Raw genomic sequence first — 11,892 nt, 5'->3', positions numbered from 1 at the left:
CGGACTGCATCCTATGTCCAGACAAATGCTCGATCGCCTTATTGCCGGCACGCTGCCTGACCCGGATAGCCAGGGAATGCTGTCGGTGCCGCTGAAGACCATCGTCATAGGGCGCGGTCTCGGCGACGAAGCCGATGCGCTGGTCGAGCCACTGCCGCTCGGCCGCAGGCTCGCCGTTGTCATGGATCCCGACACAAGGCTGGCTCTCGGCGAGAGAGTGTCGATTGCGCTGCGCGGCTCCAGCGATGTCGACAAGATCATCCTGCCGCGCCATCCGCATCCCGACATGGACGCCGTGCGATCGGTGATCGCCCGCACGAAAGACGCCAGCGGCCTAGTCGCGGTCGGATCGGGCTCGATCAATGACATCACCAAATATGCCGCCCATCTGACCCAAAAGCCCTATGCGGTGTTCGGCACCGCGCCGTCGATGAACGGCTACACCTCGGTGTCTGCGGCAATCACAGAGGACGGCCTGAAGAAATCGCTAACGGCGAGCCTGCCGGTCGGTGTCTTCCTCGATCTCGATGTCATGGCGCGAGCGCCGCACCGGCTGATCGCTGCCGGCTTCGGCGATTCGATGGCGCGGTCGACCGCGCAGACCGATTGGCTGATGGCGCATCTGTTGCTCGGCACGCCCTACCGGGAGGCGCCGTTCATGCTTCTGGCCGAGGACGAGGAGGCGCTTATCGCCAAAGCCGGCGAACTCGGGACCGGCGACCTTGAGGCGATGGAAGTGCTGGTGCGCACGCTGGTCATGTCAGGCCTTGGCATGACTTTGTGCGGCGGCTCCTATCCGGCCAGTCAGGGCGAACATCTCATCGCCCACTATATCGACATGCGGGGCCAGGGATTGCCCGAGGCGCATCACGGCGAGCACATAGCGGTGACGACGTTGACGATGGCGCGGCTGCAGGAACGCGTGCTGGCGCTGCGGGAGCTGCAGCTCGCGCCGTCCGCCGATACGCCAGACCGCTTCATCGAAATCTTCGGCGAAACGCTCGGACGTTCCTGCTGGGCGGCATTCAAGCCCAAGCTGCTGGACCGCGAACGGGCAAACGCCCTCAACACCATGCTGGCCAAGCAATGGCGCTCGCATCGTGAAAGGCTGGTGCGGGTGGCACGCCCGGCGCGCGAGATCGCGGCAGCACTGCGCGCCGCCGGCGCGCCGACCACGCCGCAGGAGGTTGCCATACCGGCTGGCTTCTACGACGAGGCGGTCGCCAATGCCCGGCTGATCCGCGACAGGTTCACCATGCTCGACGTCGCGGCTGCCTCGCTCGAAACGGTTGCGGCGGGAGCCTGAGCGGGTGCTGCGTCCGCTTGCCGACTTCACCGCGCTAGACCGGCGCAACATCGCCGTCGTTCTGACCGATATCGACGACACCTTGACCGACAAGGGACGGCTGCCGGCAAAAGCCTATGCGGCGCTCGAGCGGCTGAAGCAGGCCGGCTTCCTTGTCGCGCCGGTGACCGGCCGCCCTGCCGGCTGGTGCGACCTGATCGCGCGGCAATGGCCGGTCGATGGCGTGATCGGCGAGAACGGCGCTTTCTATTTCCGCTATGACGGCACTGCCAAGCGCATCGTTCGTCACTATGCCAGGAGTGCCGGCGAAAGGCAGGCTGACGCGGCGCGCCTGCGCGAGATCGAACGCGCCGTGCTCGCGGAAATTCCGGGTGCGGCGGTCGCCGCTGACCAGGCCTATCGCGAAGCCGATTTGGCGATCGATTTTCGCGAGGATGTCGCGCCGCTGCCCAAATCTGAAGTGCTGAAGATCGTCGCTATCTTTCAGCGCTATGGAGCGGCGGCGAAAATCTCGTCCATCCATGTCAATGGCTGGTTCGGCAAATACGACAAACTGTCAACAAGCCGGCTATTCTTGCGCGACTGTTTTGGTATAGACATAGACCACGACAAGGACAGCATTGTCTTCGTCGGCGATAGTCCAAACGATGCGCCAATGTTCGGCTTCTTCCCCAACAGCGTCGGTGTCGCTAATGTGCTGGACTTCGCCGGCGAACTTCCGGCATCTCCTGCCTTCGTCACAAGCGGGCGCGGCGCGCAAGGGTTTGCCGAGCTTGCCGACGCACTGATTGCTGCAAAGGGAATGGAATAATCATGGATCAGGGCCGACTGACGAAGAAGGAGCGGCACGCGCTTATCCTTTCGGAAGTGCGCCGGTCGGCGTCCATCCGCATCTCCAAACTTGCACGGCGCATCGGCGTCGCCGGCGAGACCATCCGCCGCGATCTTATCGAACTCGGCGATGCCGGGCTGATCAACCGCACCTATGGCGGTGCGACGATCTCGCTGGTGACATCAGAGCCGGTGATTTCGGAGCGCGGCCTGACCCTGGTCGAGGAGCGCGCCCGCATCGGCCGCGGCGCAGCGGGCCTGGTCCAGAAGGGCCAGATCGTGATGATCGATGGCGGTTCGACCACTTATGAGGTGGCGCGCAACCTTTCGCAGCTGAAGCGCGACCTGACCATCATCACCAATTCCACCGGCGTGGCCTCGGTGGCCGGCGCCAATCCGACCTTCCGCGTGCTGCTTTGCCCCGGGACCTATGACAGCCGCGAAGGCAGCGTGCTTGGCGAAGACACCGTCGAGTTCCTGCGCCGCTACAATGCCGACGTCGCCATTATCGGGGCATCGGGGATAAGCGCCGATGGTCCGAGCGACATGATCTCGGGCGCCGCAGCCGTTAAACGCGCAATGATATCGCGTTCACTGTCGACGGTGCTGGTGGTGACCCACGACAAGTTTGGCCGCAGCAGTCTGGAACGCATCTGCGGGCTCGATGACATTGCCGATATCGTCACCGACAGCGAACCGAAGGCCGACCTGCGCACTGCTGCCGAACAGGCGGGCACGGAGCTGCATGTGTTTGCCGCCGACTGATCAGCATTGGCTATCCGGCGGCATCCCGGTTGGTCAGCGCGATGTGGCAGCAGCCGGGGCCGTGGCCCGGCGTCCAGGTGACATTGTCGAAGCGCACGCCCGTTGCCTTGAACAGACCACGGTCGAAAGCGCCGGCGATGCGGCAGAGCGTGGCGAGTTTTTCATCACCGACACCGGCCTCGACCCAGGCGTCCTTCAGCGGACAACGCTTCACCTTGAAGGCGATGTGGTCCGGCCCGCGCTCGACATCCGTCGGATACATCAGGCCGCCATCCGGGCTGACGGCCAAAAATGCCTCGCCGATGGCCGGCGCGTCGTTAGGTCCGAAACGGGCGAAGGCGGCCGCCGCCACCTCCTTGCCGCGCTGCTCGATGATGCGGATCATGATCGCCTCGGCCTTTTCCGCGCCGAGTTCGCCGGTCAGCTCGTCGAGAAACAGACGGTAGAGATCGGCGCGGTTACGGAAGGCGGAATCGAGTTCGCGCGAGAGTTTTTCGGCTCTGGCTTCTGGTTCGGTCATGGTACTTGCCTGCTGCTTCTGTCCAATCTTGGCGCCGCCGCAACCAGCGCCTTGCCAATTGCCGACTGCGGCGCGTCGATAACGTTGCGGGCGTCGCCGCTCTCGGCGATCCGCCCGGCGTCGAGAAGAACGACGCGGTGGGCGATGGCCCGCACCACGCCGAGGTCATGGGAAATAAAGAGATAGGCGATCCGTTCCCTGACCTGCAGGTCGAGCAGCAGCTCGAGGATCTGTCCGCGCACCGAAACGTCGAGCGCCGACACCGCTTCGTCGAGCACGATCAGCGACGGTTTGGTCGCGATGGCTCGGGCGATGGCGACGCGCTGGCGCTGGCCGCCGGAGATTTCGTGAATGGCGCGCGAGGCGAGATCGGCTGCCAGCCCGACGCGCTCCAGCAAGGCAGCAATGCGGGCCGGCCTCTCGGCGCGGGAAGCGATGGCATGGATGCGCAAGGGATCGTCAAGCACGCGAGCCACCGTGGCGCGCGGGTTGAACGCGGCGAGCGGATCCTGGAAAACCATTTGCAGGCGCGCGCGCTTGGTGCGCAGGGCCGCACCCTTCAAGAGCAGAAAGTCATCGCCGTCGAACTGGACGGTGCCAGCGTCGGGCTCGATCAACCTAAGCACCAGCCGCGCGATCGTCGACTTGCCGCTGCCGGAGGGCCCGGCCAGCGCCAGCGTCTCGCCGGGTTCGATGGCGAAGGAGACACCGTCGACGGCCGCGATGGCCTTGCCGCCACGACGGTATCGCTTGGTAAGACCGGAGACGGTGAGCAAGTTCATGCCGGCGCCCGTCGTAGCAGCGGATCGGCGTCGAGGCCGAGATGGGCGTCGAGCAGCGTTCGCGTATAGGCATGGCGCGGGGCGTTTATGATTTGCTCCGTCGGGCCGAGTTCGATCAGTTCGGCGTTCCGGAATACAGCGATACGCTCTGCGAGTTCGGCGGCCAGCGCGATGTCGTGGCTGATGAACAGCAGCGTCATGCCGTCCTCCGCCACCAGTTGCCGAATGAGGCTGACGATTTCGGCTTGCACAATGGTGTCCAGCGCGCTGGTCGCCTCGTCGGCGATCAGCAGTTTCGGACCGGCTGCAATGGCCGCGGCAACAGCAACGCGCTGCTTCTGGCCGCCGGAGAGCTGGTGCGGGAAAGCACGCATGGCGGTTTGTGGGTCGGGCAACCGGACACGTTGGAGCAGGGTTTTGGCTTTGGCGTAAGCTTGTGGCCAGTCGAGGCCGAGGTGGGTGCGGGCGACTTCGGCGATCTGTTTGCCGACGGCCATGACGGGGTCGAGGCTGGCGGAGGGGTCCTGGAAGACGAAACCAATGTCGCGGCCGGGAAGGGGGAGCGTGCTGGGCTCGGTTAATTTGAGAGGTCGGCGTTCCGTCACACCCCCCTCTGTCCTGCCGGACATCTCCCCCGCAAGGGGGGAGATTGCTCTCTCATCTCCGCCTTCGCCAACCACGAACGTTGCAGAAGGGAAGCCGTCGGCAAAGCTGCTGATCTCCCCCCTTGCGGGGGAGATGTCCGGCAGGACAGAGGGGGGTGGGAAGGATCGCGGCGCCTGAAATTGCCACTTGAAATGCCCTTCAATCTTGGCGCTCGCCGGCAGCAGTCCAGCCACCGCCAGCGCCAGCGTGCTCTTCCCCGACCCGCTTTCGCCGATAATCGCCAGCCGCTCGCCGGCAATAACATCCAGGCTGACCCCCTTCAGTGCCGTCACTTCGCCCCCGTCCCGCCGATAGCGCACCGACAGGTCGCGTACCTCAGCCAGTGCGGTCATGACAGGCTCCTCCGCACCGCCGTCGTTTCGACCACGCCTTCGCCGGCGAGATAGACGCCGAGCACGGTCAGCACCAGGGCAATGCCCGGAGCGATCGACAGAAAGGGCGCGGTTCGCAGCACAGTGCGGCCCTCGGCAATCATGCCGCCCCAGGTAACGCGATTGGGGTCGCCGAGACCAAGGAAGGACAGCGCCGCCTCGGTGAGGATCGCGGCCGCCACGATCACCGAGGACAAGGCCAGCACCGGCGGCAACGCGTTGGGCAACACCTCGCGAAAAGCGATCTCAAGCGGGTGCATGCCGATGACGCGGGCGCCGGCGACGTAATCGCGCTCGCGGATCGACAGCACTTCGGCGCGCGCTACACGCGCCGGCCCGGTCCAGGCGCCAAGCGCTATTGCCGTGACGACGACGCCGAGCGACGGCCCGACGACGCTGACGAAGGCCAGCGCCAGGAGAAAACTCGGCACGGTCTGGAAGGCATCGGTGATGCGCATCAGCCCCTCGTCGACAAGGCCGCCGGCAAAGCCGGCCAGCGTGCCGACGACCGCGCCGATGAAGAGTGCCGCCGCTGCCGCCGCCAGGCCGACCGCCAGCGAGGTGCGGGCGCCGTGGAACAGTTCGGCCAGCACGTCACGGCCGAGCCGGTCGGTGCCGAGCGGCAGCGACCAGTCCTGGAACGGCGGCAGCAGTGCTGGTCCGGCAATGGCCTGCGGGTCGCCGGGGAAGAGCAGCGACGCAAACAGCGCCATGGCGAACAGAAGCGCCAGGATCATCGCGCCGGCGACCGCTTCCGGCCGGCGCAGGAACCGCGGCAGCGCGCTCACGCGCTGGCCTCGCTGGCACCGACGCGCGGATCGAGGAAGGCGTAAGCGATGTCGACTGCAAGGTTGATGGCAATGACGAGGACGGCGCTGGTGAGGATGATGCCGAGCAGCAGCGGCGTGTCGCGCGAGGCGACCGCTTCCTGCGCCAGCCGGCCGAGGCCGGGCACGGCAAAGACGCTTTCGATGACGACGCTGCCGCCCAGCATCTGCGCCGATTGCAGGCCGAGCATGGTGACCAGCGGCAAGAGCGCGTTGCGGGCGACATGGGCGAGCACGATGCGGCGGCGCGACAACCCCCTGGCGCGGGCGGCGAGCACAAAATCCTGCCGCCACGCCTCGGCCATGCCGGCGCGCATCATGCGCAGATAGAGCGCGAGATAGATGAAGCCGAGCGCGGAAACCGGCAGGATGAGATGGACGGCGATGTCGATGGCGCGGTCAAAACCGGTCTTGTCCGAGGCCAGGCTCTCGATGCCGCCGATCGGCAGCCAGCGCAGGTCGACGGCAAAGACGACGATCAGCACCAGGCCAAGCCAGAAACCCGGCACGGCATAAAGCGCCAGCGAGCCGATCGACAGGAAGCGGTCGCGAAAGCTGCCGGGTCTGGCGCCGGCATAGATGCCGAGCGCCGAGCCGAGCCCGAAGGAGAGCGCGGTGGCGGTGACCATCAGGAGCAGTGTCGTCGGCAGGCGTTCCAGGATGACGTCGCGGATCGGCCTTGAGAAAGTGACGGACTGGCCGAGGTCGAAATGCAGCAGCGCCCAGAGATAGTTCGCGAGCCGGGTCAACTCGGACTGGTCGAGGCCCCAGCTATGACGCAGCAATTCGATCATGCCGGCGTCGCTGCCGGTCGAGACGATGTAGGCGTCGACCGCGTCACCGGGGGCGGCTTCCAGGAGGAGGAATGTGCCGATGATGACGATCAGCAGCACGAAGATGCTGCCGACGAGGCGACGGCGGATGAGGGTGAGGGCGCGGGTCATGGGGGACGCATGGCGGCGCGCCAGTCGGGAGAAGTGCGGTGTCTAGGCACCCCCCTCTGTCCTGCCGGACATCTCCCCCGCAAGGGGGGAGATTGGATTTCGCCTCTGCCTTCGCCAATCTTCGATGCCGAATGTACGCGACAGCGAAGCTGCTGATCTCCACCCTTGCGGGGGAGATGTCCGGCAGGACAGAGGGGGGTGTGACGAAACGCGGCCCTACGCCATGCCTTCACACCAATTTCTTCGCGAACTTTCATCCGCGAAATACTGTCACGATTCCAGATACGTGTCCGCCCAGTTCGAAACCGCCCATCGCGGGTTGTTGGCGATGTTGCCCACGGTATCGCGCGCGACGCTGATGAAGCTCCATTCGGCGACGTTGATCAGCGGCAGGTCCGCCGCGACCTGTTTCTGGAATTCCTTGTAGAGGTCGGTGCGCGCTGACGTATCCAGCGTCTCCGAAGCCTTGGCGATCAGCGCGTCGAGCGCGGCGTTCTTGTAGCCGCCCTGGTTGGAGAACGGCACGCCGTTGGGAATGCCGCTCTGCACCAGGATGGTGGTCGAGATCGCCGGGTCGCCGCGGAACACCGGCGGGCCGACGGCGAGGTCGAAGGCGTGGTCGGTGTAGACGGCCTTGATGTGCGCGGCCGAGTCGTTGTTGACGATCACGGCGTCGATGCCGATTGCCGCCAGCGCCTGGCGCAGATAGTCGCCGAACTGCTTGGTCTCGTTGAAATAGGGTGCCGGCAGGAGTTTCAGCGCAAAACGCTTGCCGTCATCGGCGCGCTTGTACCCCGCGTCGTCGAGCAAGGAGTTGGCCTTGGCGACGTCGAATGGATAGATCGGCACGTCGGCAGTGTAGAATTGCGGATCGTTCTTCGGCACCGGGCCGGTGGCGGTGGCGGCATAGCCGAGGAACACCGTCTTGACGACGAAGTCCTTGTCGATGGCATGCGCGATCGCCTGGCGGACCTTCACGTCGGCCAGTTCCTGGCGGCGATGATTGATCTCGACGACGAGCTGATAGGTCAGCCCCTCATAGCCCTTGGAGATCACCTTCAGGCCCGGCACCTTGGAGATGCGGTCGAGGTCGGCCAGGGGCACGGCGGAGAAGGCGGCGAGCTGGATCTCTTCGGCCTCGAGCGCCGCTGCAGCCGACGTGCGGTCGGGCAGCACCTGGTAGATGATCTCGTCGAGATACGGCTCGTCCTTGGCCCAGTAATCCGCATTCCTGGTCAGCTTGTAATACTGGCCGGCCTTGTATTCGCCGAACTTGAACGGCCCGGTGCCGATGGGTGCATTGTTGGCCGGGTTGTCCTCGATCTTGCCGACCTCGTAGATGTGCTTCGGCACCACGCTTGACAGCGCCGGCAGCGCGTTGCGGATCAGCTGGAACGGCGTTGGCTTGGCGAATTTGAAGACGGCGGTCAGATCGTCAGGGATGTCGACGCTGGCCAGATCCTTGAACACGGTGCGGCCGAGATTTTGCAGCGGCTTCCAGATCTGCAGCGCGGAGAAGGCGACGTCGGCCGAGGTGAACGGCTCGCCGTCATGCCACTTGACGCCGTCGCGCAGTTTGAAGGTCACCGACAGCCCGTCGGCGGCACCTTCCCAGGAGAGCGCAAGACGGGGTTCCAGTCCGTCCTTGCCTTCGAACGAGGCTTCGGCCAGCGTTTCGACGATCTTGCTGGAGATGAAGAAGACGCCGTTGGAGGCGACGATGGCGGGATTGAGGTTGCGCGGCTCGGAATCGGCGGCAAGCACGAGGCGGCCGCCCTTCTTCGGCGTCTGCGCCCAGCTGAATGTGGGCATGGCGGTGGAGGCCAGCAGTAAAACTGAGCCGCCTAGCAGCGTGCGTCTGGAAATATCCGACATGATCAACCTCCGTCCTCTCCGCGACCAGATGGGCGCACCCCTCGAAGCTAGCGGCACCCGCCAGCATCCTCGCGGCGATTATGGCCCTTGCCAAGGGTTTCGCCAGAGACGGAATTGGCGCATCTTTGCTTGGCTTTGAAATTTTCGTCCTCTGGACCAGTTTTAGAGGTGGCCCTTTCATTCTGGTATTCCGGTAGGACCAGATTGCCTTAGTGTGCAGCAATGACGAGTGGTGACAGCCTGCCGAAGCAATCTAACCTGTTTCTGGCTGGACCAGAGTTAACGAAATGGTGCAGATTTGATCGAAGCCAAGGGATTGGACGCAGTACGGCTGGCGATCCCACTGATATCAGGGAGAGAAAGATGAACATTGCCCCGGGCAAGAGCGCCGTCAGCAATATCCCGTTCGACCAGGCGAGGGTCGACCGGCTGATGGAAGAGGCCGGCATCGATGTTCTGCTCGCGACCTCCAAGCACAACACGCAGTATCTGCTTGGCGGCTACAAGTTCATCTTCTTTGCCGCCATGGATGCGATCGGCCATAGCCGTTACCTGCCTATCGTCCTCTATGAAAAGGGCGGGCCCGGTCATGCCGCCTATATCGGCAACCGCATGGAAGGCGCCGAGCACCAGAACAGCCCGTTCTGGACGCCGACGCTGCATGCCGCCTGCTGGGGCACGCTCGATGCTGCCAATCTTGCGGTCGAGCACATCAGCAAGATCGGCAAGGCCGGCGCCCGCCTCGGCATCGAGCCGGCCTTCCTGCCGTCGGACGCCTATGCGCTGATCCGCAAGGCGTTGCCGGATGCCAGGCTGATCGACGCGACCGGCATGCTGGAGAGCATGCGCGCCATCAAGACGGACGCCGAGCTGGAAAAGCTGCGTATCGCCTCCGAGCTGATCACCGATTCCATGTTGGCGACCATCCGGTGGGCGCATGAAGGCACGACCAAGGCGGAGATCATCGAGCAGCTGCGGCGTGAGGAAACCAATCGCGGCGCGCATTTCGAATATTGCCTGCTGACGTTGGGCGCCAGCCACAACCGCGCGGCGTCACCGCAGGCGTGGAAAAAGGGCGAAGTGCTGTCGATCGATTCCGGCGGCAATTATCACGGCTATATTGGCGATCTCTGCCGCATGGGCATTCTGGGCGAACCGGATGCCGAGCTTGAGGATCTATTGGCCGAGGTCGAGACGGTGCAGCAGGCGGCGTTCTCGAAGGTGAGGGCGGGCACCATCGGCGGCGACATGATTTCGCATGCCGAGGGTGTGCTGAAGGCCTCCAAGGTCGCGCCCTACACGGATTTCTTCGCCCACGGCATGGGCCTGATCACGCATGAGGCTCCGTTCCTGATGACCAACCATCCGGTGACCTATGAAGGCACCTATGCCGCCAAGCCGCTGGAGACAAACATGGTGCTGTCGGTGGAGACGACCATGCTTCACCCGACGCGGGGGTTCATCAAGCTGGAGGACACGTTGGCGGTGACGGATGCGGGATATGTGATGTTTGGGGATCGGGCGCGGGGGTGGAATAGAGGTGGGATAGCCTAGCTCGGCGCTACCCCCTCACCCGGATTGCCATCCGAATTGCGAAGGGCAATTCGGGGCTATCCGACCTCTCCCCGAGGGGAGAGGAGTTTGCGCCGGCGCTGGCTTCTGCCTCTTCTCCCCTCGGGGAGAAGGTGGCCGCGAAGCGGCCGGATGAAGGGGGCCTTTCGCGATTACTTCCCCGCCGGGATCAGCCTGAAATCCGGCAGCTCCCGCAGCACCAGTTCGGGTCCAGCCGGCGAATAGACAACGAAGAGCTGCATCGGCCCATCGCCCGTGTTCAGCGTCGAATGGAAACGGCTTTCCGGCACATAGATGGTGCAGCCGGGGCCGACCTTGGCGACGACCGGATTGCCCTCCTCGTCCTCGACCATCTGCTCGCCATTGCCCGAAATAACGAAGATGATCTCTTCCGCGCCGGGATGGTTGTGGCGCGTGTGTCCCTTGCCTGAGGGCAGGTCGACGACACCGCCGGAAAAGCGCTCAGCGCCATTCACTTCAGGCGCCACCGTCAGCGACAGCTTGCCCCAGTCAAAGCCGAAGGCGCTCACGTCCTTCGGGTATACGAATACCTTGCTCTTGTCGGTCATGATCTCATCCCCTTCTTTTTCTTCTGGTCGTGCAGCATGACGGCCTTGAAATCCGCCGTCTGCCTGGCGATCGCGGCTTCAGCCGGCAGCCGTTCCATCGAACTCGCGCCATAAAAGCCGTGCAGGCCCTTGCAGCGGTCGAGGATGTAGCGGGCATCATCCGGCATCGAGATCGGCCCGCCATGGCAAAGCAGGATGACATCCTTGCGCACCGAGCGCGCCGCGTTGGCGATGACGTCGATCTCGACCACGCAGTCGTCGAGCGACTTGGCCGACGTGGCTCCGATCGAGCCGCCGGTCGTCACCCCCATATGGGCAACGACGATGTCGGCGCCGGCTTTTGTCATGGCGCGCGCCTCGTCGGGGTTGAAGACATAGGGCGTGGTCAGAAGATCGAGCTTGTGCGCCTCGGCGATCATGTCGACCTCCAGCCCGAAGCCCATGCCGGTTTCCTCAAAACTCTGGCGCATGCTGCCATCGAACAGGCCGATGGTCGGGAAATTCTGCACGCCGGAAAAGCCCATCGTCTTCAGCTCGGCAAGCAGCAGCGGCATGATGACGAACGGATCGGTGCCGTTGACACCGGCCAGCACCGGCGTCTTTTTGACCACCGGCAGCACCTCATAGGCCATTTCCTTGACGATCTCGTTGGCGTTGCCATAGGCGAGCAGGCCCGCAGCCGAGCCGCGCCCGGCCATGCGATAGCGGCCGGAATTGTAGATGATGATGAGGTCGATGCCGCCGGCTTCCTCGGCCTTGGCCGACAGGCCAGTGCCGGCGCCGCCCCCAACGATGGGCACGCCGTCGGCGATCATCGCCTTGAACTTCTTCAATATGTCCTTGCGCGGTATTGCGGGCATTTGT

12 protein-coding genes are annotated in these 11,892 nt (G+C 64.4%); 4 read left to right on the top strand and 8 right to left on the bottom strand.

Annotated elements, in window-relative coordinates; genetic code table 11:
• Positions 1-13: 13 nt before the first annotated feature.
• From NKI15_RS28140 to NKI15_RS28130, 3 genes are read left to right on the top strand one after another with little or no spacing between them, the layout of a single operon-like run.
• Positions 14-1,306: an iron-containing alcohol dehydrogenase gene (locus NKI15_RS28140; RefSeq protein ID WP_352887622.1), complete on the top strand. Its 1,293-nt coding sequence runs from the start codon at positions 14-16 to the stop codon at positions 1,304-1,306.
• Between the two features lie 7 nt (positions 1,307-1,313).
• Entirely contained in the window at positions 1,314-2,117 is an 804-nt protein-coding gene (locus NKI15_RS28135; RefSeq protein ID WP_023692036.1) for an HAD-IIB family hydrolase, read from the top strand.
• Between the two features lie 2 nt (positions 2,118-2,119).
• Entirely contained in the window at positions 2,120-2,902 is a 783-nt protein-coding gene (locus tag NKI15_RS28130) for a DeoR/GlpR family DNA-binding transcription regulator (RefSeq protein WP_023686645.1), read from the top strand.
• Positions 2,903-2,912: 10 nt separating this feature from the next.
• On the opposite strand, the gene NKI15_RS28125 is transcribed toward NKI15_RS28130, so the two are convergent.
• The 6 genes from NKI15_RS28125 to NKI15_RS28100 all read right to left on the bottom strand — a co-directional run bounded on the left by NKI15_RS28125 (position 2,913) and on the right by NKI15_RS28100 (position 8,887).
• A complete protein-coding gene (locus NKI15_RS28125) occupies positions 2,913-3,422 on the bottom strand; it encodes an L-2-amino-thiazoline-4-carboxylic acid hydrolase (protein ID WP_352514961.1) in 510 nt (169 codons plus the stop codon).
• On the bottom strand, positions 3,419-4,204 hold the full coding sequence (locus NKI15_RS28120; protein WP_352514962.1) for an ATP-binding cassette domain-containing protein: 786 nt from the start codon (positions 4,202-4,204) through the stop codon (positions 3,419-3,421). The genes NKI15_RS28125 and NKI15_RS28120 overlap by 4 nt, the downstream gene beginning before the upstream one ends.
• Positions 4,201-5,202 carry an ABC transporter ATP-binding protein gene (locus NKI15_RS28115; RefSeq protein ID WP_352514963.1) on the bottom strand — a complete coding sequence of 334 codons (1,002 nt, stop codon included), beginning with the start codon at positions 5,200-5,202 and terminating at the stop codon, positions 4,201-4,203. Before NKI15_RS28115 ends, NKI15_RS28120 begins: the two co-directional genes overlap by 4 nt.
• The gene (locus NKI15_RS28110; RefSeq protein WP_023704254.1) at positions 5,199-6,029 is read right to left on the bottom strand and encodes an ABC transporter permease; all 831 of its coding nucleotides are present in this window, start codon (positions 6,027-6,029) and stop codon (positions 5,199-5,201) included. Before NKI15_RS28110 ends, NKI15_RS28115 begins: the two co-directional genes overlap by 4 nt.
• Complete coding sequence (locus tag NKI15_RS28105) at positions 6,026-7,012, bottom strand: ABC transporter permease (RefSeq protein ID WP_023750075.1); 987 nt, start codon at positions 7,010-7,012, stop codon at positions 6,026-6,028. The genes NKI15_RS28110 and NKI15_RS28105 overlap by 4 nt, the downstream gene beginning before the upstream one ends.
• Positions 7,013-7,282: 270 nt before the next feature.
• Positions 7,283-8,887 (bottom strand): ABC transporter substrate-binding protein, encoded by a 1,605-nt coding sequence (locus tag NKI15_RS28100; RefSeq protein WP_023704252.1) that lies wholly within the window; start codon positions 8,885-8,887, stop codon positions 7,283-7,285.
• A 363-nt stretch (positions 8,888-9,250) separates the two neighbouring features.
• Here NKI15_RS28100 and NKI15_RS28095 point away from each other — a divergent pair, with 363 nt between their 5' ends.
• Positions 9,251-10,441: a M24 family metallopeptidase gene (locus tag NKI15_RS28095; protein WP_023704251.1), complete on the top strand. Its 1,191-nt coding sequence runs from the start codon at positions 9,251-9,253 to the stop codon at positions 10,439-10,441.
• A 170-nt stretch (positions 10,442-10,611) separates the two neighbouring features.
• On the opposite strand, the gene NKI15_RS28090 is transcribed toward NKI15_RS28095, so the two are convergent.
• Both NKI15_RS28090 and NKI15_RS28085 read right to left on the bottom strand, forming a co-directional pair.
• Complete coding sequence (locus NKI15_RS28090) at positions 10,612-11,028, bottom strand: cupin domain-containing protein (RefSeq protein WP_023669853.1); 417 nt, start codon at positions 11,026-11,028, stop codon at positions 10,612-10,614.
• Entirely contained in the window at positions 11,025-11,888 is an 864-nt protein-coding gene (locus NKI15_RS28085) for a phosphoenolpyruvate hydrolase family protein (RefSeq protein ID WP_023704250.1), read from the bottom strand. The genes NKI15_RS28090 and NKI15_RS28085 overlap by 4 nt, the downstream gene beginning before the upstream one ends.
• Positions 11,889-11,892: the final 4 nt, after the last annotated feature.

It is taken from the genome of Mesorhizobium sp. M0862 (assembly GCF_040319795.1).
Classification (GTDB): domain Bacteria; phylum Pseudomonadota; class Alphaproteobacteria; order Rhizobiales; family Rhizobiaceae; genus Mesorhizobium.
This window is presented reverse-complemented; position numbering and strand designations above follow the sequence as displayed.